Genomic DNA, 20982 nt, shown 5'->3' with positions numbered 1-20982 from the left:
GACACGCGGTACGCGCGGACCGGGCCGGGCCCCGCCCACCGGGGTCCTCAGTGCGGTGCCGGTCTCGGGCCCAGGGCGTTGCCGACGGTGCAGCCGCCCTCTCCGGGCATCCGCTGGATCCGGGGCGGCACCCACACCTCCGTGGCGCCGGGACCCACGCGGGCAAGAAGACAGTCCTGCGCGTCGAAGCCGTTGCCCTGTACCGACAGCAGAACGCCGACCCGGCCGCCGTCCGCCTCCGCCTCGGTACGGATCGCCGGACGCAGGTCCAGGGCGGCGAGCGTACGCCGCACCTCGGCCTCGTCCACCCTGCCGTCCTCCGGTACCCGGGCAAGCGCCGCGCGGAGCTCCTCGTACGGCAGCCGGGGCGGCGCGGGCGGCGGGGCGAAGACCGGCGCAGGCCCGTCCGGGCAGTCCACCTCCGCTACCCCGCCGGGCGCGCGGACTCCTCGATGCGGTGACCACCTGTACCGAGGGCGAGCCGGTGCAGCCGTTCGGCGGCTGCGGTCACGCCGCCCGCGGCGCGGAACGAGTCGCCGACGGCGGTCGCGGCCGTACGGAAACCCTGATCGCCGAGCACGGTGTCCACGGCCTGGCCGATCCGCGTCGCGTCGGAGCGGCCGAAGCGGATGCGGACACCGGCGCCCGCCGCGACCACCTGTCCGGCGATCAGCTGCTGGTCGTCGCGGATGGGGGCGACGACGAGCGGTACACCGTGCCAGAGCGCCTCGCAGACGGTGTTCTGGCCGGCATGACAGACGACCGCGGCGCAGCGTGGCAGCACGGACAGCACCGGCACGTTCGGGACGACGGCGATCGTGTCCGGCTGGGGGCCGAGATCACCGGCCGGGTCGACGATGATCGCCGGCAGATCGGGGCGGCCGGCGAAGAACTCGGCCGCCCTCGCCAGAAACGGTTCGCCGACATCGATGTTGGCGGTGCCCAGCGTGACCAGGACCGCCGCGTCGGACGTGCCCCACGGCCAGGACCACTCGGCCGCCGGCCGGCCTCCGATCGCCGGGCCGACGAAATGGATCGGGCGGCCTGTGGTGTCGACCGGGCCGGTCAACGCCCTTGTGGTGAACACCAGCACAGGATCGCCGGCGAACCGAAGATCCGTCGTGGCAGCCGGATCCCCGAACCGGGCGCGCAGACCGTGCAGCAGGCCGCGTACCCACTCGGCGACCTTGGGCGCCAGCGGGCTGACGATCTCGGCCGAGGTGGAGGCCGTGGTGGCCAGCGGGATCCCGGTCCGCTCGGCGACGAGCGCCCCCGCGAACGCCTGCTGGTCGGCGACCAGCACATCCGGGCGGAACTCGGCGACCGCCCGACCGACGGCACCGGTCGTGGCCTCGGCCAGTGGCACCAGGTAGTCCTGCCACAGGTACTTGAGTGCCGCCGCGCCGCGCAGTTCGGCGGGCCGGTCGTCCGCGCGGCGCACGAAGTCCGCGGTGATCACGTCGTACACCCGGGCGCCGCTGCGGATCCTGGACCGCAGCCACGGTTCGTTGCCCGCCCAGGCCACCTGGTGCCCGCGCGCGGTCAGCTCGGCGGCGACCGCGAGCAGCGGGTTCAGATGACCCACGAACGGCGGGACCACGAACAGGAACCGGCTCACCGCAGGCCCTCAAGGGGCCGGTGCTCACTCATCGCCCGTGTTTCTCCAGCCAGGGCACCACCGTTTCGGCGACCTCACGCGGGCTGTGCACCAGCAGCATGTGCTCCTGGCCGGCGATGACGCGGACCGTCAGATCCGGCAGCAGGCCGGTGAACTCGTCCAGCCGGGCACTCAGGCCGGAGATCCCGCCGACGACCAGCAGCACGGGCATGGTGATCCCGGCGATCTGATCGCCGGTCAGCCACGACGCCGGTGCGAGCAGATCGGTGCGTGCCGTGGTCTCCTCGGACAGGCGCCGGGCCACGGCCGCGGCGCGTTCGATCAGCGGATGCTCCGCCACGAGCCCGCCCTCCCGCGCGAGGTGTTCCGCCACCTCGTCGAATCCGGCCGCGGTTCGCCGCGCCCAGTGCTCGGTCGCCGGTTCGGCCTCCAGCGCGACGAGCGTGGCCACCCGCTCGGGGAACCGCCGGGCGAAGCCGTAGCCGATGGTGCCGCCGAGCGAGTAGCCGACCAGATGCACCGGCCGGGTCACGCCGAGTCCGGTGAGGAGCGCGGCGAGATCGGCGATCCCGTCGTCGATGCCGTAGCCGGTCGGCGGGCGCCCGCTGCGGCCGTGCCCGCGCAGATCGTAGGTGATCACGTCGAACCCGGCGTCGACGACCGGGCTGACCAGGGTGAAGTAGAAGCTGGCCAGCGAATCGGACAGTCCGTGCACGAACACCACGGCCGGCCGGTCCTCCTGAGGCCGAGGAGGGTCGGGCAGCCGGCGGACGTGCAGCTTCACCCCGTTGGCGTGGACGAACATCCGATCAGCCCCGGGTGACCAGGCAGGACTCGACGTACTCGACCAGGTCGCCGACGGTCAGCGCGATGATCTGGTCGAGGTCGAGTTCGTTCAGGTACTTCGGGAAGTTGATCGCGTCGCCGTAGAGGTCGGCGAGGTGCCCGCCGAGCACGACCACGTCGACGCTCTCGAATCCCAGATCCTGCTGGAACGAAGTGCCCATGGTGATCTCGGCGCCGGTCGGATCGTATCCGTCCAGCACTTTCTCGATCAGTGCGGCGATCTCGTCCAGCACCGTCCGGCCGGTCATGTCTCGTCCTTTCTCGGCAGCGTCCAGGCCACCACGTAGTCGCGGGTGCCGTGGCGCAGCGGCGCGACGGCCAGCCGGTGGGTGCGCTCGGGAGTGCGCACCCACAGCCGGTCGTGGTCCACCGCGGTGACCTCGAAGCGGTCGGGCCGCCCGCGCAGCCCGGTGCCGTCGGCTTTGGCGGCAGCCTCCTTGGCGGCGAAGAACCGGGTGAACCACAGAGATTCCGGCTCTCCGGTCGTGGCCGCCGATCCGGCGAGCAGCTCTCGTTCGGGCCGTCCGCACGCGACGTCCATGGTGGACCGCGCGTGGTCGGTGACGTCGAGGACGTCGATGCCGACCCCGCCGGCTGCCGGGCGTGCGATGGCCACGCCGACCTCGAACCGGTGGGAGAGGGACACGTCCAGCTCGGGGAGCACCCTTCCGTGCCGGCCGCGGACGAAGGGCCGTCCGCCGGCGTCGTTGCCGACGGCCACCTCGACCGGGAACACCCCCCGGCCTGGGCCGAGCAGGCGGGCCCGGACGGCGTCCTTGAGCGCCATCCGGCCCAGCAGCCACTGGCGGCGGGTGCGCGGTGACTGCCGCTCGTACTGCGCCCACTCCTGCGCGCCGAGGAAGTGCCGGGCCATGATCTCCCGGCTGGCCAGGTCCGGCCAGGTCTCGTGGACCGCGAACCATTCGCCGTGCCGGTCGGCGAGCAGCACCTGTGCGCAGTCCCGCTCCAGCGCCCGCAGTTTCTCGTCGCTCGCGAACCGGTGCACCTGCCAGCCGTGGACGTGCACCCAGAGCGTGCCGTCGGGCCGGATCAGCTGGATGTCGGCGGTGACCGCGTCCTCGGTGACCGAGGTGATCTCGACCAGGCAGTCCAGCCGTTCGCCCGGCCGCGGTGTGCGCTGGAACTGACGGATCCGTCCGAAGCGGACCGGGAACACCCGGCTGTTGCGCTCGAACTGCTCCAGGATCCAGTAGCCGACGAGATGTCCGGCGTTGTCGAGCAGGCCGCCCGGCGCGGCCGGTGCGGTGATCACGCCGCGGACGTGCCGCTCGCCGATCGCGGTGATGTCGCTGACGCCCTGGTAGGCGGGGCCGTGGAACATCCATCGCCTGGAGTACAGCTCCTCGGCGGTGAGCAGGGGTTTCCGTTCCGTCCTGGCGGGCGGCGGAGCCGCTCTCGGCGGGGTGTCCCTGCGGGCGGCCAGTTCGACCTCGGCGTGGGCGTGCCCCTGGACCACGACGCGGACCCGGCCGGGGCGCAGCGGGACGACCGTGAACCTGACCCGGACCGGCGGTTCGACGGCCAGCCAGCGCTCGAACCTGGCGTCGTGCACGGCTACCGCGATCTGCCCGGGGCAGGCGTTCTCGGCGGCGGCCGTCATCTGCCGGACCAGTTCGGTCGCGGGGACGACCGGGAACCGGTCGTGCTCGTCCGGCCAGCCGGCGGGCACCTGGAAGAACGAGTGGTCCCGCAGGTGCGGTTGGGCGGTGAGGGAGAACTCGCGTGTGTCGTCCGTGCCGCGCTCCCGCCGGGTCGCCGCGGCCAGCACGGCCCGTGCCGCCTCCTCGGTCTCGGCGAGCAGCGCGGCCAGTTCCCGCGGCACCGGTCCGTCCGCGGCGGACACGGCGAACACGGCGGAGGCCGCGGTGGGCACGGCGGGGGCCGCGGTGGGCACGGCGGGGGCCGCGGTGGGCACGGCGGGAGAGGCCGTGGTGGGCACGGCGGGAGAGGCCGTGGTGGGCACGGCGGGGGCCGTGGTGGGCACGGCGGGAGAGGCCGTGGTGGGCACGGCGGTTCTGCCGATCAGCCCGGTGGCCGCCGCGCCCAGGGTGACCACGGGACCGCCGAGCGCGAGGCGGACCAGCCGGACCGGCCGGCCCGGCGCCGACGGGCGGGGTGTGATCAGCTCGTCGGAGGGGGTGCCGCCCTCCGTCCACAGTGCGGCGGTGACCCTGGCCAGCTGGCCGAGCCCGGTCTGCCTCGCGGAGTTCGCCGCGACGGCCAGGTGTTCCCTGCCCTGCAGCACATCGCTGATGACCGTGCCGAGCTGCCCCGGGCCGACCTGGACGAACACCCGGGTGCCGGCGGTGTACATCCGCTCGATCATGGGGCGGAAGCGGACGGTCTCCAGCAGGTGCCGGTGGAACAGCGCGCGCACCTCGTCCGGGTCGTCCGGGTACGGTGCCGCGGTCGTGGCCGACCAGACCGGGACGGCCGGCGGGCGCAGGGCCAGCCGGTCGGAGTCCTTCTCGATCTGCGCCAGGTACGGCGCGAGCCGTGGGGTGTGGAACCCGGAGCGGAACGGCAGCCGCCGGCCCATCACCCGCTCCTCCAGCAGCGCGGCGAGCAGCTCGTCCACCTGCTCGGCCGGCCCGCAGACGACGCACTGGTGGGGGGAGTTGTCGTGGGAGAGCGTGATCTCCGGGTAGGCGGCCAGCTCCGGCAGGATGTGCGCGGCACCCCGGCCGAGCGCGGCGAACACCAGGTCCGGCACCTGGAAGCCGTCCGGGTCGAAGGTGCTGAGCACCTGTTCCAGCTCGGCCTCGTCGTACATGCCCGCGGTGGCCATCGCGGTCCATTCGCCCACCGAATGCCCGGCGACCAGGTCCGGGGTGACGGAGAGCCGGCGCAGCGCGGTGTCCAGCAGGCGTCCGACGGCGACCACCGCCGTGCCGTGCCGGCCGACGTCGCCCGCCTTCAGCTGCGGCAGCGGCAGGCCGAACCGCTGCGCCACGTCGGCGATCGCCGGGGCGAAGTCGGCTTCGAGGCCGGGATGGACGAAGGCCAGTTTCGCCGCCGGGTCGCGCAGCAACGGCCGCGGGCTGAACCAGATGTCGCCGCGGCCGCGCCAGGGCCGCCCGGCCGCGAGCACCCGGCGGACCGTGGCCAGCTTGCGCGGCGTCGGTTCCACCACGGCCAGCCGGCACACGTCCGCGGCGGACGACGCGGGGAGCGGCTCGGTGCCGGAGTCCAGCAGCTCGGCCAGCCGCCCGGGGTCCTTCGCGGACAGCCGCAGCACCTTGACCGGTTCGTGCACGGTCACCCGCGGCGCGTGGTCCTGCTCCAGGATCACGTGCGCGCTGATCCCGCCGAAGCCGAACGCGTTCACCGCGGCTCGCCGAGGGCCCTCGCCGGTCCACTCGCGCGCCGTGTCCAGCGGCCGGAACCGGGTCGCGGCCAACGCCGGACTGGGCTCGGCGCAGTGCAGTGTCGGAGGCAGGGTGCCGTGGTGGACCGCGAGCGCGGCCTTGATCAGCCCGGCGATCCCGGCGGCCGGCATCGTGTGGCCGATCATCGACTTCACCGAGCCGATCACCGCGGGTGCCGAGTCCTGCGGTCCGCCGAACACCTCGCGCAGTGTGGCCAGTTCGGCCGCGTCCCCGGCCGGGGTGGCCGTGCCGTGTGCTTCGAGCAGTCCGAGGGAGGCGGGTTCGGCAGGGTCGAGGCCGGCCGCCGCCCACGCCCGGCGGACCGCGAGCACCTGGCCCTTGACCGCCGGGTGCATCAGGCTCACCCCGCCGCCGTCGCTGGCCACTCCGGTGCCGCGCACCACGGCGTAGACCCGGTCCCCGTCGCGGCGCGCGTCGGCCAGGCGCTTGAGCACGACCACCCCGGTGCCCTCGCCGATCAGCAGTCCGTCGGCGTCGGCGGCGAACGGCCGGATGCCGCCGGTGCGGCTGAGCGCGCCGAGCTCGGCGAACACGCTCCACAGGGTGGCGTCGTGACCGTGGTGCACGCCGCCGGCCAGCACCGCGTCGCAGCGACCGGCGCGCAGTTCGGTGACTGCGTGGTCCACGGCGATCAGCGAGGACGCGCAGGCCGCGTCGACGGTGTAGGCGGGGCCGCCCAGGCCGAGCCGGTTGGCCACCCGGGAGGCCGCCAGGTTGGGCACCAGGCCGATCTGCGCGCCCGGATCGGCGGGGCCGAGCGCGTCGGTGAACGCCGCCAGCACCCGGTCCAGCCGGTCCTGGTCCAGTTCGGGCAGCAGCTCCGCGAGGGTGTGCACGAGCTGGTGCCCGACCCTGGCCCGCAGGTCGATCCTGGCCAGTCCGGCGGTCAGGTACCCGCCGCGGCCGAGGATCACCGCGGTACGGTCCCGGTCGCCGAGCACCCTGGGGCCGCCCGCGTCGGCGACCGCGCCTGCCGCGACATGCAGGGCGATCAGCTGGTCCGGCTCGGTCCATGGCACCGCGCTGGGCATCACGCCGAGTTCGAGCACGTCCACGGTCGCCAGCTCGCCGAGGAACCCGCCGCGTCCGCCGGCGAACCGGGCGGCCGGCAGGCCGTAGTCCGCGGGCAGGTCGGTGATCGCGTCCACGCCCTCGACCAGATTGCGCCAGTAGGCGTCCAGGTCCGCGGCGCCGGGGAACAGCGCGGCCATGCCGACGACCGCGACCGGCGCCCGCTCGTCCGCGCTCACCATCCCGGCGCCGTGTAGACGACGGACCGCAGTTCCGGATCGCCCCAGGCCAGTTCGCGCAGCAGGGCCAGCGCGCCTTCCTCGGGGTCGATCAGCCCGATCCCGCGCCGTTCGTAGGCGGCGGCCAGCTCGGGCGTGACCATGCCGCCGTGCACCGGATCAGGGGCCCACGGTCCCCAGTGGACGGTCAGCGCGCGGCGGCCGGTCGCGGCCGCCCAGCGTTCGCCCAGCCGCTCCAGCGCGTCGTTGGCCGCCGCGTAGTCGGTTTGGCCCCGGTTGCCGAGCACCGCCGCGATGCTGCCGAACAGCACCACGAACTCCGGTCCGTCCGGCAGTTCCGCCAGCGCCTCCAGCAGCGCGGCCGCGCCGTCGACCTTGGTGGTGAACACCCGGCGGAACGAGGCGTCGTCCTTCTCGTCCAGCAGCCGGTCCTCGATCACTCCGGCGGCGAACACCACCCCGTCCAGTCGGCCGTGCTCGGTGTACGTCTGCTTGACCAGCTGGTGGACGGCCTCGTCGTCGGTCACGTCGAGGCAGGCGTAGGAGACCTCGGCGCCCAGCCCGCGCAGCCGGGCGAGCGTGGCCTCGACCTCGCGCCGGGCGAGCGTGTCCCGGGCCGTCCGGTCCAGTGCGGCCGGATCGCGCAGACCCCGCGCGGCCAGTGCGGCGCGCACCTCGGGCAGACCGGTCGCGGCGGCGACCTCCGGCGGCTCCGGCTCGCGCTGCGGGGGAGTCCGCCCGGCCAGGACGATCCGGCAGGCGGCGGCGGTGGCGACGGTCGCCGCGCATCGTGCGGTGATCCCGCGCGCGCCGCCGATCAGCAGCAGCACCCGGTCCCGGCGCAGGCCGAGCGCCTCGGCCTCGGCGCCGCCCTGCAGGTCGGGCCCGCCGCCCGCCGTGCCGACCGCACCGAGGCCGGTCTCGGTCAGCGCCAGCGCGCGGCGTGGCGTGCCGCTCAGTACGACGGGGTGGTCCGGCCCCTTGCACAGCTCGGCGACGACCCTGGCGGCCACCGCGGCGGCGGGCAGGCCCGGCTCGGTCTCGACCAGCCGGACGACGGCGTCCGGCCGCTCCCTGGCCAGCGCCCGCACGAAGCCGCGCAGGCCGTCCGCGGCCGGATCCGCGTCCGGGGCGACCACGAACTGCCAGCGTGCCCCGGCGGCGGCGCGCAGCGCGGGCACCGCGGCGGGCAGCGCCGCCCGGGCGGACAACGCGCCGAGATGGATCACTCCGTCCGCCGGTCCGGGGACGACGGACGCGCCGTGCGCGGCCAGTTCCGCGGCGAGTGCGGCGGTCAGTTCGGTGCCGCCGTCCACGACGGCGAAGGTGTGCCCGGTCAGCGCGGTCACCGGTGCGGCCTCGGCCGGGACCGGGACGAGGAGGTAGCGGCCGGGCACGACCCCGGTGGGCACCGCGGCCGGCACCGGGACGTCCACGGGGGACCCGGCGGGCGCCCCGAGCCGTTCCTGCAGCCAGTCCGCGAGCCCGGCGGCGGTCTTGACCCGTGCCAGTTCCTCGATCTCGGCGTCGCCCAGCCGCACGCCCTGTGCGGCGTACCGGGCCGCGAGCTCGCCGACGAGCTCGGTGCGTTTGATCGAGTCGATGGACAGGTCGGCTTCCAGATCGAGCTGAGGCTCGATCACATCGGCCGGGTAGCCGGTCCGCTCGCTGATGATCGACCTGATCTCGTCCAGCGTGCTCGTGCGCCGGCGAGAGGGCCCGGCCGCCGGCGCCTCGACCGCTTGCACCTCGGCCATGGGCGCCTCGGGTACGGGGCGCGGTTCCGGGATGCCCGGCACGACCGGGGAGGGCGTGGCCTTCGCGCCGAAGTGGGCCAGCAGCACGTCCCGCTGCGCGGCGACGATCTCCCGGCTGGTGCGCAGGTAGTCGGTGATCAGCTCGTCGGGGTCCGTCCGGGCCGCGTGCGTGGGCGGACTCGAGGGCAGGGACACCGGGCGTGCCGGAACCACACCGCCGGGCAGGTACGCGCCGTCCGCGGTGCGCACGGCGTGCCCGTCCACGGTCCAGCGCGGCGCGGCGGCCGGGGCCGCACGGGCCAGATCCACCGCGTCCCGCCCGGCGAACAGCCGGCCGAACCGCAGCGGCACCCCCGTGACGGCCAGCTCCGCCACCGCCGTCAGCGCGCCGGGCAGGCCGCCGCCCGCCCGTTCGAGGTCGACCGTGCGGTGGGGACGGTCGCCGAGGGTCGCGGCGACCAGTCCGCTGAGCACCGAGCCCGGCCCGCTCTCCACGAAGGTCCGCGCGCCCGCCGCGTACATCGCCTCGATCATCTCGCGGAACCGCACCGGCGCCTCGATCTGCGCGCTCAGCTCCGCGGCGACCGCCGCCGGGTCCGCCGGATACGGGGCCGCGGTCCGGTTCGCGTACACCGGCAGTTCCGGGGCACGGAGCGCCGCCGTGGCCAGCGCGGTGCCGAACGCCGCGCCCGCCCCGGCGACGACCGGGCTGTGGAACGCGCACGCCACCGGGATCCTCCTGGCGGACAACCCGTTGTCCCGCAGCACCTCCAGCGCCGCGCCGACCGCGGCGGCCGGGCCGGACACCACCACCTGGGCCGGTGAGTTGAGGTTGGCCGCCACCACGTCCGGGAGGCCGGCGAGCAGCCGCGTGACCGTCTCGGCGTCGCCGCTCACCGCGGCCATCGTGCCCGGTTCCTCGCCGGCCGCGGCCAGGATCGCCGCCGCCCGCGCCCGGCTCAGCGACAGCAGCTCGTCCGGGTCGAGCGCTCCTGCGGCGCAGAGCGCGACCAGTTCGCCGTAGCTGTGCCCGCCGGCCATGTCCGCCGCGACACCGAGCCCGGACAGGAACCGGTGCACGGCCAGCCCGGCGATGCCGAGCGCGGGCTGGGCGACCCGGGTGTCGCGCAGCCGGTCCTGCTGCGCGGCGGCCGTGTCCTCGTCGAACGCGGCCCCGGGGAACACCGTGCCCGCCCAGCGCTCGCCCAGCCGCAGCAGCTCCTGCAGCTCCGGGAACATCACGAACAGCGGCGCCAGCATGCCGACCCGCTGGCTGCCCTGCCCGGGGAACAGCAGCGCCAGCCTGCCCGGCCCGTGCCCGTCCCCGCGGACCGCGCCCTCGGCCCGCTCGCCGGCCTCCAGCGCTCGGCGCAGCTGCGGCAGGTCCCGTGCCACGAACCCGAACTCGGCGGTACGGCCGGCGCGGTCGAACCGGGCGGCGGCCGTCCGGGCGAGGTCCCGCAACCGGGCCGCCGGATGCCGGTCGAGCACCTCACGCAGCCAGGCGGCGTCCGCCGCGTCGGCGAACACGAACAGCTCGGCCGGCCATTGCTGTGCGCCGTGCCGCGGATCCGGCCCGGTGTGCCCGGACAGCACGGCGTGGAAGTTGGTCCCGCCGAACCCGAACCCGCTGATCCCGGCCAGCCGTTCCGCACGAGGTCTCGCCCACGGCTGCGGGGCGGTGTGGAACGCGAACGGACTCGCCGGGCTCCACTGCGCGTTCGGCTCGGTGAGCAGCCTGGTCGGCGGCCTGGTCCCGGTGTGCACGGCCAGTGCCGCCTTGATCAGCCCCGCCAGCCCGGCCGCGCACTTGCTGTGCCCGATCTGCGACTTCACCGACCCCAGCACGACGCTGCCGGGTTCGCTGCCCGCCTCGCCGAACACCGCCTCCAGTGTGGCCAGTTCGGTGCGGTCGCCGACCGCGGTGCCGGTGCCGTGCGCCTCGATCAGCCCGACCTCGGCCGGCGAGCGGCGGGCGTTGGCGTAGGCGCGGTGCAGCGCCAGCCGCTGCCCGTCCGGCCGTGGCGCGCTCAGGCCGAGCGAACGGCCGTCGCTGGAACTGCCGATGCCCCGGATCACCGCGTACACCCGGTCCCCGGCGGCCACCGCCTCGTCGAGCCGCTTGAGCACCACGCAGCCGACGCCCTCGCTGAGCACGATCCCGTCCGCGGAGCCGTCGAACGCCAGGGACCGGCCGGTCGGGGACAGCGCGCCGACCGAGGCGAACAACCGGTAGTCGTAGATCCCGTTGTGGGTGTCCGCGCCGCCGCACAGCACCAGATCGGCGTTGCCGCAGACCAGTTCCCGGCAGGCGACGTCCAGCGCGGCCAGCGAGGAGGCGCACGCCGCGTCGACGGTGAAGTTCGGGCCGCGCAGGTCCAGCCGGCTGGCGATCCGTCCGGCGATCACGTTGGCCAGCACACCGGGGAAGGTGTCCTCGGTGAACTCCGGCAACTGGCCGAACCCTGCGGGCAGTTCGCCGAGATAGGACGGCAGCGTCGCGCGCATCGTCATGGCATTGGCCAGCTCGCCGCCCGATTCGGCGCCGAACACCACGGCCGCGCGTTCCCGGTCCGGCCCCCCGGCCGGGCAGCCCGCGTCGGCCAGCGCCCGGGCCGCCACCTCCAGCGCGAGCAGCTGGACCGTCTCGATCGCGGCCAGCGAGGCCGGCGGAATCCCGTAGGCCAGCGGGTCGAACGGGATGCGCGGCAGGAAACCGCCCCAGCGGGAGGGGACTCGGTCCGGTGTGTCGCCGTGGTGCACGGCGGGGTCCCAGCGCTCGGCGGGCACCTCGGTCACCGCGTCCGCATTGCCCAGGACATTCGCCCAGAACGAGGCCAGGTCCGGGGCGCCGGGGAACACCCCGGCCATGCCGACGATCGCGATGTCCAGCGGCGGCGGTGCGGCCGGCCCGGTGCGCGCCGGGCGACGCGGCCGCGCCGCCATCCCGGCCAGCACCGCCGACGCGCCCTCGGTGACCTCGGCGTGCAGCCGGGCCACCGATCCGACCTCGTCGCGCAGCACCGCCACCTGGCCCGCCATGAACAGGCCCTCCGCCAGCTGCGTCTCCTCGTCCACCGCGGACAGTCCGGCACCGTCGCGGCGGACTCCCTTCGCCGCGACCCGCAACCGGCCGACGTTCAGTTCCTCCAGCCGCTGCCAGACCTCCCGCTCCGGCAGGCCCCGCCCGCGCAGTCGCGCGCCGATCCGGCCGAACTCCGCGGTGAAGGGGCTCGCCACACAGCGGGTCAGGTGCCCGGGCGCGGTCCTGAGCACCGAGGTCGACCGCGCCGCGAGCACCTGCCGCTGGAAGGCGCCGCCGATCGCGCCGCTGCCGACGGCCTCCGCGGTGAACAGGTAGGCGGTGCCCATCAGCACCCCGACCCCCGCGCCGCGCGCGGTCAGCGGGGCTGCCAGCGCGGCCACCGCCGCCGCCGACCTGGCGTCGTGCACGCCGCCGGCGAACAGGACGTCGACCTCGGTGCCCGGACGGGCGTCGAGGAAGTCCAGCAGCGCGTACACCTGCGCCTGCCACAGGCAGAAGCTGGTCCGGGGACCGATGTGGCCGCCGCACTCGGAGCCCTCGAACACGAACCGCCGCGCGCCCGCGTCCAGGAACTGGGTCAGCAGCCGCGGCGAGGGCACATGCAGGAACGTCGCGATTCCGTTCGCCTCCAGCTCACCGGCCTGCGAAGGCCGGCCACCCGCGATGATCACGGCAGCCGGGCGGACCGCCCGGACGGCGGCCAGCTGAGCGGCCCTGGTCTCCTCCGGCGCGAAGCCCAGAATGCCCGCGCCCCAGGGCCTTCCGTCCAGTTCCGCCGCTGTGGACTCGAGCACCTCCCGGCTCGCGTCCGCCCCGGCCAGGGCCAGCGCGACGAACGGCAGACCGCCGGCCTCGGCCACCGCGCCGGCCAGGGCGGGACGGTCGCTCACCCTGGTCATCGGGCCCTGCGCCACCGGCAGCCGCACGCCCAGCCGGCGGGCCAGCACGGAGTGGGGGCCGAATCCGCCGGTGGTGCCCGCGGCGTCGACCGCGGCCCGCACCGCGCGCACCGCCCCGGCGACATCGGTGCAGCGGGAGGCGAACTCGGCGGCGAGGAAACCGTCCTGGCCGACCGGCACCTCGCTCCCGCCGGACCGCGCGCGCAGCACCTGCCGCCCGTCGCGCAGCTCGCACTCCGAGCCGTCCATGATCCGCAAGGCCGCCGCGATCCCCGGCGGCTGGTCGGTCTCGTCGAGCAGCCCCAGCTGGCTTTCGAGCACGACACCGGCTGCTCCGGCCGCCATCGCCGCGGCGGCCGTGTGAGGGCCGATCCCGCCGCAGGCCCACACCGGCACGCCCAGCGCGACCAGCTGTTGCAGCAGTACGAACGCGGACAGCTCGCTCACCCGGCCGCCGGCCTCGGCACCCCGGCCGATCACCCCGTGCGCCCCGGCCGCGATCGCCGCCAGCGCCTGCGCCTCGTCGGTCACCTCGACCAGGACCCGCCGGCCCTCTGCCGCCGCCTCGGGCACGAGGTCCGCCAGCCCGGCGTCCAGCAGGACCGTGTCCACGCCCCCGGGCAGCTCGGCGGGCGTGATCCCGCCCCGGGCGGTCAGCCGCACACCGAACGGGGCGGTGGTCCACGTCCGGGTCAGCCGCAGCTGCTCGCGGGCATGGCGGTCCCCGGCACCCAGATCGAGCACGCCGAGCCCGCCCGCCGCGCAGAATGCGGCGACCACGCGTGCCGACGGACCGAACGGGCTGATGCCGACAACCGACGCGGACAGCATCGAATCAGCCAACGGACAACCTCCAGTGCACGGGCGGCCTGGCCTGAGGAACCGGTACGGGCGGAACCGTCCGGATGGGCGCAACGCTCCCATTTGCGCGAACGGCCGCCGACGCGCACCGATCGTAGGCGATCGGCTACGCATGGCCACCATCGCCGGTACCCGATCAGGTGCACCCGCCTCGCGTGGTTGACGCCCGCCGCCGCCCTGCCTCCCGCGTCCCCTTTTCGAGCAACCAAAGGTTGCGTGTCATCGGGAAGTCCTCTACGGTGATACGCAACCAAAGGTTGCGAAAGGAGGCCGGTGGAATGGAGTACGGCAGCATCGAGCGGGAGATCTACATCGAGGCCGCACCCGAAGTGGTCTACGAGGTGATCAGCACGCCCGAACACCTGCGGGAGTGGTGGCCGGACGAGGCGGACCTGGAGCCGGTGCCCGGCGCCACCGGGGTCATCTCGTTCGGCGGCACGAGCGCACCGGACGCGAAGATCGCGCCCCTCACGGTGGTGGAGGCGGACCCGCCCCGGCGGTTCTCCTTCCGCTGGGTGTACGACGAGGGCGAGATCGCCGCCCCCGGCAACTCGCTCCTGGTGACCTTCGCCCTCGTTCCCCGGGGTGCGGGCACACTGCTGCGCTTCACCGAGGCCGGATTCCGGGAGAGGGGCTGGGAGGCGGCCGTCCTCGAGGAGAGTTACCGCGAGCACGTCAGCGGCTGGGACCACTTCCTGCCCCGCCTGGTCGAGTACGTCACCCGGCTGGTGTCGGCGCCGTGAGTGTCACCGTCGACGACGAACTCTGGTCGGCCGTGGGCGACCCCACCCGCCGGCGCATGCTCGACCTGCTGCTGGCCGGGGGCGGCGGCACGGCGACCACGCTGAGCGAGCACCTGCCGGTCACACGCCAGGCGGTCGCCAAGCACCTCGGCGTGCTGGACCGCGTCGGACTCGTCCATGTCACGCCCTCCGGACGCGAACGCCTCTACCGGGTCGACGAGGCCCGACTGGCACGCGCGGTGGAGCAGTTGACGTCGGTCGGGGCCGCCTGGGACGCCCGTCTCCAGCGCATCAAGCGGATCGCCGAGGCGATCCAGCGGACTCGGAAGGACTGAGCCCGCACGCGCCCCGCATCCGGGCGCTCACACGAGAGAGGCAGCGAGATGGTGGACATCCTGCACAGGATCGGCGTCACGTCGTCCCCCGACGACGTCTACGCGGCCCTGACCACGATCGAGGGTCTGTCGGGCTGGTGGACCCAGGACACGGACGGCGACGCCGAGCCCGGCGGAGTCATCCGGTTCCGCTTCGTGCCCGGCGGGTTCGACATGAAGGTCCTGGAGGCCCGGCCCGCCGAGCGTGTGCTCTGGGAGGTGGTCGAAGGTCCCGAGGAATGGATCGGCACCCACGTCACCTTCGAGCTCAAGCGGGAGGACGGCTTCACGATCGTGCTGTTCCGGCACGAGGGCTGGAAGGAGCCGGTGGAGTTCATGCACCACTGCAGCACCAAGTGGGCGATCTACCTGATGAGCCTCAAGAAGCTGGTCGAGACCGGCAAGGGCGAGCCCTCCCCGCACGACGTGCAGATCAGCAACTGGCACTAGAGAGAGGTTCGAGGAGCGGCCTCCCGGGGACACGCGCCCTGGTGCGCCGTCCTGCCGGCGCGAGATCGGGACGTGGGCCGGCCGGGCACGGGAGCGCCCGGCCGGGCCGCTCGCCCTGGCCGGCCCCCCTCACCCGTCACCGCCGCCGTCGGACAGAACCCGGCGCCACCGGCGGGCGGCGAGGACGACGGCGACCAACAGGGCCAGGACCGCGAGGAGAACCCCTTCCACGCCGGTGCGGGCGTGCAGCAGACCACCCGCGAGGGCTCCCGCGGCGAGCGCCGCCACGGACGCCCCGCGCCGCACGGTCGCGGGCCCCGGGCGGTCCGCCGCCAGCCCTGTCAGGGTCCGGGTCACGACGGTGGTGGTCAGATCGGGCACCCCCAGGCGGTGAACGACGGCGTTCTGCAGGCCCATGCCGCAGGCCAGGGGGACCAGGACCGCGTAGCGGTCCAGACCGGCCCCCTGGGCGGCAAGGGCGAGCGCGACCAGGAATCCCTGGGTGGCGACCAGCGGTGCGAACAGCCGTCCCGGCTCCGTGTCCCGGCGCCATGCCCCACCCGCGGCCGCCCCGGCGACAAAGCCCGCCAGCGCCGTCGCGGAGGCCGGAGCCGACAACTGGTCGGAGCCGGACAGGGCAAAACCGAGGAAGACCACGTTGCCGGTCATGTTGGCCACGAAGACGCGGCCGAGTCCGAGGAAGCTCGCCGCATCGACCAGTCCGCCGGCGAACGTCAGAACGAGCAGCAGAGGAGCGCCCTGCGCGAAGCGGTGGCCCTCGGGGAACATCCACCGGGCCGCCGCCCTCCTGTCGCTCACCAGGGGCTGCCGGCGGCTCGCACGGTCCCGGACCGCCCCCGGGCCCAGGTGCCGGCTCCGGGCACCGCTCGGCCCGTCCCGGCCTCGGCGGTCCGCTCCCGCTCCATCTCCTCAGTGGAGCAGAGACCCCGGCGGCCCACGAGCGCCCCGCAGCCGTTCGAGGGGCGAGACGCTCCCGGCGCCGGCGCCGGCGCCGGGTCCCGCGCGGCCGGGGACCGAAGGCGCGCACCGCACGCACCGGGCGACCGGTCGGGCTCGCGCCGGACACTTCGCTGTTTGCGTCCCCGCACAAAGGGCCACTCGACGCAGTGGCCCCGACGTCGAACATGGCTGGGAGTGATCAGCGGTGGGTCGAGAGCAGAAGGCGAAGGCCAAGATGGAGCAGGTCAAGGGCAAACTGAAGGGAGCCGTCGGCCGCGCGACGGACGACGAAGGTCTTGCGGCGGAGGGACAGGCCACGAAGTCGAAGGGCGACGTCCGTCAGGCCAAGGAGAAGATCAAGGACGCCTTCCGGCGCTGACAGGCCGAACACACCCGGTGGGTTCCCGCGCGCGAGGACCCGCCGCGTGTCCTGCCCCCGCTCCGCACGGACACGGACCCACGGCTGATGCCGGAGGCGGCGCGCAGACCGACGACTCGCTGCCGGGAAACCCGGCGGCAGGCGGCAGTTCGTCCCGCCCGAGCCACTGAGCCTTCGGCCAGGTGCTGAGGTCTCTGCCCGGGCGATGCTCTCCACTCGTGGAGCCAGGGCCCTTCTGACAGATCTCCGCGGCGTCGCGACGCCCGGCACGCATTCCCCCACTGCCTCAAGGGCGTGAAAGGTACCCCCGGCCGCACGGCGCGAAGGGCCGGGTGACTCCGCCGCACGACCTTCCGCGCCGCACGCCGCTCCCACTCCCACGGAGATCTAGTCGCTGCCGCCTCCACCGCCGCAGCCGAAGGCGCTGCCCGAGTGGCCGGCCGAGTCCGAGGCGGAGTCGTGGTCCAGGGCCCTGCCCATGCGGATCAGGGCCCGGCCGAGACCCGACGGGACCGGCCGGGCTCCGACGACGCCGCGTCGGACCGGGCTGTCCGCGAGGACGGCGGGACCGCCGAAGAAGTAGGCCGGCAATCCTGCGCCCTCCTCGGCCGCGCGCAGCAGCCGCCTGCCCAGCCGGGTCGACCGGCGCCGGGACCTCGTCACCAGACCCTGTGCGATCAGCCGGCGGCCGATCTCCTCGACCTCGGGGGAGCGCCGCAGGGCGGCGTGCACGGAGGCGGTGCTCCTGTTGCGCCGGCACGAGGCGGCCAGAGCGCGTTCGACCGGGTGCTCCGGCAACGTCTCTCCCACGGCACGCACCCGTGGGCCGCTGAGGGTGAGCAGCCCGCGCCCGGACAGCGCGATCACCGCACTGTCCGCCACCCGCTGCGCCCCGCCTGCCAGGAAGGCGATGTCGTAGGCGTCCAGGGCGTGTGGCTCCTCCACCGCCGCGACCGACCGTGAAAACCCCCTGCGCATACCGAGTCCCCTCCAAGTCTTGCCTGCCGGAAGTGTCACCGGACGGAAGGGAACGCAACCCCGTTCCTCGCAGGTTCAGAGCAACACTTGAGCCGTCCGGCCGGGGAAGGGGGACGGCACGCGCAGGACGCACCGGCTGCGGCAGGAAGGGAGCGCCCCTGCCGGCCTTGAGCACGTACGGGTCGCCGCTCTTCGCCCGCCGGCTTCGCCGATGCGTGATTTTTACCCTGTGCAAGGATTCGTTCCGGCGGATCAGGAACACACGGAGCAGGAGTCGAATCCGCCGACCGGAGGGAGCGGGCGAAATGGCCACGCAGCTGTCACGGACCGGGCAGCACCCAGGCGTCATGGCCCTGCGGAGCCGCTGCGCGAGGGGGCACCGATGACGGACCGCGCGCAGAGCCGCCCGTGGCCGTCGGGAGGCTGACATGGACCCTTCGGTGGACCGGATCGCGCAGCCATGGGGCGGCCGTACCCCGTACGGCCGGGACGAGCCGTGGCCCGAGCGCGTCGACACGTATCTCAGGGAGGACGTCGAGCCCGGCCAGGTGCAGCGGTGGGTGCAGGCCGCGTCGCTTCTGCATTCCGACGGTGACGCCATGGACATCGCGGTCGTCGACGGGCGCATGGCCGGGGTGCGCGGGCGGGCGGACGACCGCGTCAACCGCGGCCGGCTGGGGCCGAAGGACCTTTTCGGCTGGCAGGCCAATGCCTCACCGGACCGGCTGACCGGGCCGCTGGTCCGCGAGGGCGGGCGTCTGGTGGAGTGCGACTGGGACACGGCGATGGAGCGCGTCGTCGCCCGCTCGCGGGAACTGCTGGAGGAGCGCGGCCCGGGCTCGATCGGGTTCTACACCAGCGGGCAGCTCTACTTGGAGGAGTACTACACGCTCGCGGTGCTGGCGCGGGCCGGGATTGGCACCCCTCACCTGGACGGCAACACCCGCTTGTGCACGGCGACGGCCGCCGAGGCGCTGAAGGAGTCCTTCGGCTGTGACGGACAGCCGGGCAGCTACGACGACATCGACCACGCCGACGTGATCGCGCTGTTCGGGCACAACATCGCCGAGACGCAGCCCGTGCAGTGGATGCGGATCCTCGACCGGCTGGAGGGCGGCGACCCGCCCCGTCTGCTCTGCGTCGACCCGCGTCCCACGCAGGTGGCCCGCAAGGCGGCCGTGCACCTGGCTCCGCGCCCGGGGACGAACGTGGCGCTGCTCAATGCGCTGCTGCACGAGGTCATCCGTACCGGCCGTGTCGACCGCGACTACATCGCGGCGCACACGGTCGGGTTCGAGGAGCTGGTGTCCCGGCTGGCAGGGTGCACCCCGCAGTGGGCGGCCCGGATCTGCGACGTGCCGGCCGCGCGGATCGGTGAGGCGGCGGAACTCGTCGGCACCGCCGGCAGGCTGCTGTCCACGGTGCTGCAGGGCGTCTATCAGTCCCACCAGGCCACCGCGGCGGCCGTGCAGGTCAACAATCTGCACCTCGTCCGCGGCATGCTGGGGCGGCCGGGTGCCGGAGTGCTGCAGATGAACGGTCAGCCCACCGCCCAGAACACCCGCGAGTGCGGCGCCGACGGGGATCTTCCCGGCTTCCGCAACTGGCAGAACGACAGCCATGTCGCCGACCTCGCGAACGTGTGGAACGTCGAACCGGAGACCATCCCGCACCACACTCCGCCCACGCACGCCATGCAGATGTTCCGCTACGCCGAGCAGGGCTCGATCCGTATGCTGTGGATCAGCGGCACCAACCCCGCGGTGTCTCTTCCGGAGCTGTCCCGCATCCGCTCGATCCTCGGACAGGACCGTCTCTTCACGGTCGTACAGGATGTGTTCCTCACCGAGACCGCGCAGTTCGCCGATGTGGTGCTGCCCGCCGCGACGTGGGGTGAGAAGACCGGCACGTTCACCAACGCCGACCGCACCGTGCACCTGTCCGACAAGGCGGTCGAACCGCCCGGCGGGGCGAGGCCGGACCTGGCCGTCTTCCTCGACTACGCGGCCCGGATGGACTTCCGCGACAAGGACGGCGGCCCGCTGATCACCTGGCACGACCCGGAGTCCGCGTTCGAGGCGTGGAAACGGTGCAGCGCCGGCCGGCCGTGCGACTACACCGGCCTCACCTACGACAGGCTGCGAGGGTCGAGCGGGATCCAGTGGCCGTGCAACGACCGGGCACCGGACGGTACGGAACGCCTCTACACCGACGGGATCAGCTGGGCGCATCCCGACGTCTGCGAGAGCTACGGCAAGGACCTGGTGACCGGCGCGACCGACGACGTGGTCGAGTACCGGTCCCTCAACCCCGGCGGCAAGGCGGTGCTCAAGGCAGCCGCCTACCTGCCGCCGCACGAGACGCCCGGCGAGCAGTACCCGTTCCAGCTGACCACGGGCCGCACCCTCTACCACTTCCACACGCGGACGAAGACCGCGCGGGCGCCCCAGCTGAACGCGGCGGCTCCCGACGTGTGGGTGGAGGCGTCCTCGGCCGACGCGGCCACGCTCGGACTGGACGAAGGCGACCTGGTCCAGGTCAGCACCCCGCGTGGCGCCCTGCGCGGCCGGCTGAGGGTGACCGGCATCCGTCCGGGACTGCTGTTCGTCCCCTTCCACTACGGCTACTGGGACACCGAGGGCGGGCACGGCCCCGGCGGCGACACGCCCCCGCGCGCCGCGAACGAGACGACCGTCACCGACTGGGACCCCGCCTCCAAACAGCCGCTGTTCAAGACCGCCGCGGCCGCCCTGCACCTGGTGCGACGCGGAGACGGCCGCCCCGCCCCCGCACCGACCACCACCGCGTCCGCGCCCGCGCGCGCCGACGCCGTACCGGCCACCAGGGGAGGGACGTCCGCCCTCGCGGCACAGGCGGGCGGCGCCGGCCGTGAGGAGGCCACCGAGTGAACGGCATCGCCCTCACCCTTCGCGCTCTGCATCACGGCGAGAAGCACCTCGCCCGGCAGCTGACGACCGTGGCCGAACGCCACCGCGCCGACCACGAGGTCCACCACGTCGCCACCGACCTCGCCGGCTGGTCCCGCGAACACGTCCGGCGCCTGGCCGAGGCCGCCCGCTCCCACGGCCTCGACCTCGACGACCCTCCCGGGAACCCCGGCCCCGGGGCCCTCTCGGCGCTGCGGGAGAAGGTCGCCGAAGCGGCCGGCGGCCGCCCCGAGCCCGGTCTGCTGCTCCTGCACGATCTGCGGGACCTGCACCTGGAGGCCACCGAGAACTCCCTTCACTGGGAGATGCTCGCCCAGGCCGCGCAGGCCACCAAGGACGGGGAACTCCTCGCCCTGGCCTCCGCGTGCCACCCGCAGACACTGCGGCAGATGCGCTGGACCAACACCATGATCAAAACCCTGTCGCCCCAGCTCCTGACGAGTCCGTGACGTGCAGGCGCAAG

Annotated in this window: 14 protein-coding genes; 6 read left to right on the top strand and 8 right to left on the bottom strand. The window is 74.3% G+C overall.

Translation table 11 applies throughout. From position 1 onward, the window contains the following. Positions 1–47: 47 nt before the first annotated feature. From ACIQGV_RS19385 to ACIQGV_RS19360, 6 genes are read right to left on the bottom strand one after another with little or no spacing between them, the layout of a single operon-like run. Positions 48–419 carry a hypothetical protein gene (locus tag ACIQGV_RS19385; RefSeq protein WP_402496251.1) on the bottom strand — a complete coding sequence of 124 codons (372 nt, stop codon included), beginning with the start codon at positions 417–419 and terminating at the stop codon, positions 48–50. 5 nt (positions 420–424) lie between these two features. Beyond that, the gene (locus tag ACIQGV_RS19380; protein WP_402496250.1) at positions 425–1618 is read right to left on the bottom strand and encodes a glycosyltransferase; all 1194 of its coding nucleotides are present in this window, start codon (positions 1616–1618) and stop codon (positions 425–427) included. 28 nt (positions 1619–1646) lie between these two features. Beyond that, positions 1647–2423, bottom strand: coding sequence for an alpha/beta fold hydrolase (locus tag ACIQGV_RS19375; protein ID WP_402496249.1), 777 nt, complete (start codon positions 2421–2423; stop codon positions 1647–1649). Positions 2424–2427: 4 nt separating this feature from the next. Further along, entirely contained in the window at positions 2428–2712 is a 285-nt protein-coding gene (locus ACIQGV_RS19370) for an acyl carrier protein (protein ID WP_402496248.1), read from the bottom strand. Beyond that, complete coding sequence (locus ACIQGV_RS19365; protein WP_402496247.1) at positions 2709–7127, bottom strand: beta-ketoacyl synthase N-terminal-like domain-containing protein; 4419 nt, start codon at positions 7125–7127, stop codon at positions 2709–2711. Before ACIQGV_RS19365 ends, ACIQGV_RS19370 begins: the two co-directional genes overlap by 4 nt. After that, on the bottom strand, positions 7121–13669 hold the full coding sequence (locus ACIQGV_RS19360) for an SDR family oxidoreductase (RefSeq protein WP_402496246.1): 6549 nt from the start codon (positions 13667–13669) through the stop codon (positions 7121–7123). The genes ACIQGV_RS19365 and ACIQGV_RS19360 overlap by 7 nt, the downstream gene beginning before the upstream one ends. A 296-nt stretch (positions 13670–13965) precedes the next feature. On the opposite strand from ACIQGV_RS19360, the gene ACIQGV_RS19355 reads away from it, so the two are divergent. From ACIQGV_RS19355 to ACIQGV_RS19345, 3 genes are read left to right on the top strand one after another with little or no spacing between them, the layout of a single operon-like run. After that, on the top strand, positions 13966–14430 hold the full coding sequence (locus tag ACIQGV_RS19355; protein ID WP_402496245.1) for an SRPBCC domain-containing protein: 465 nt from the start codon (positions 13966–13968) through the stop codon (positions 14428–14430). Next, positions 14427–14765 carry an ArsR/SmtB family transcription factor gene (locus ACIQGV_RS19350; RefSeq protein ID WP_402496244.1) on the top strand — a complete coding sequence of 113 codons (339 nt, stop codon included), beginning with the start codon at positions 14427–14429 and terminating at the stop codon, positions 14763–14765. The genes ACIQGV_RS19355 and ACIQGV_RS19350 overlap by 4 nt, the downstream gene beginning before the upstream one ends. Positions 14766–14813: 48 nt before the next feature. Further along, positions 14814–15254 carry an SRPBCC domain-containing protein gene (locus ACIQGV_RS19345; protein ID WP_402496243.1) on the top strand — a complete coding sequence of 147 codons (441 nt, stop codon included), beginning with the start codon at positions 14814–14816 and terminating at the stop codon, positions 15252–15254. Positions 15255–15383: 129 nt separating this feature from the next. Here the strand turns inward: ACIQGV_RS19345 and ACIQGV_RS19340 are convergent, their stop codons facing one another. Next, positions 15384–16073 (bottom strand): YoaK family protein, encoded by a 690-nt coding sequence (locus tag ACIQGV_RS19340; RefSeq protein WP_402496242.1) that lies wholly within the window; start codon positions 16071–16073, stop codon positions 15384–15386. A 346-nt stretch (positions 16074–16419) separates the two neighbouring features. Between ACIQGV_RS19340 and ACIQGV_RS19335 the strand changes: the two genes are divergently transcribed. Beyond that, positions 16420–16593 (top strand): CsbD family protein, encoded by a 174-nt coding sequence (locus ACIQGV_RS19335; protein WP_402496241.1) that lies wholly within the window; start codon positions 16420–16422, stop codon positions 16591–16593. 387 nt (positions 16594–16980) lie between these two features. On the opposite strand, the gene ACIQGV_RS19330 is transcribed toward ACIQGV_RS19335, so the two are convergent. Further along, on the bottom strand, positions 16981–17538 hold the full coding sequence (locus tag ACIQGV_RS19330; RefSeq protein WP_402496240.1) for a TIGR04222 domain-containing membrane protein: 558 nt from the start codon (positions 17536–17538) through the stop codon (positions 16981–16983). Between the two features lie 461 nt (positions 17539–17999). Here ACIQGV_RS19330 and ACIQGV_RS19325 point away from each other — a divergent pair, with 461 nt between their 5' ends. Then, complete coding sequence (locus tag ACIQGV_RS19325) at positions 18000–20480, top strand: molybdopterin oxidoreductase family protein (protein WP_402496239.1); 2481 nt, start codon at positions 18000–18002, stop codon at positions 20478–20480. Continuing rightward, positions 20477–20968 carry a hypothetical protein gene (locus tag ACIQGV_RS19320; RefSeq protein ID WP_402496238.1) on the top strand — a complete coding sequence of 164 codons (492 nt, stop codon included), beginning with the start codon at positions 20477–20479 and terminating at the stop codon, positions 20966–20968. Before ACIQGV_RS19325 ends, ACIQGV_RS19320 begins: the two co-directional genes overlap by 4 nt. Positions 20969–20982: the final 14 nt, after the last annotated feature.

This window comes from Streptomyces sp. NPDC093094 (genome assembly GCF_044754345.1).
Taxonomy (GTDB): Bacteria; Actinomycetota; Actinomycetes; order Streptomycetales; family Streptomycetaceae; genus Streptomyces.
This window is presented reverse-complemented; position numbering and strand designations above follow the sequence as displayed.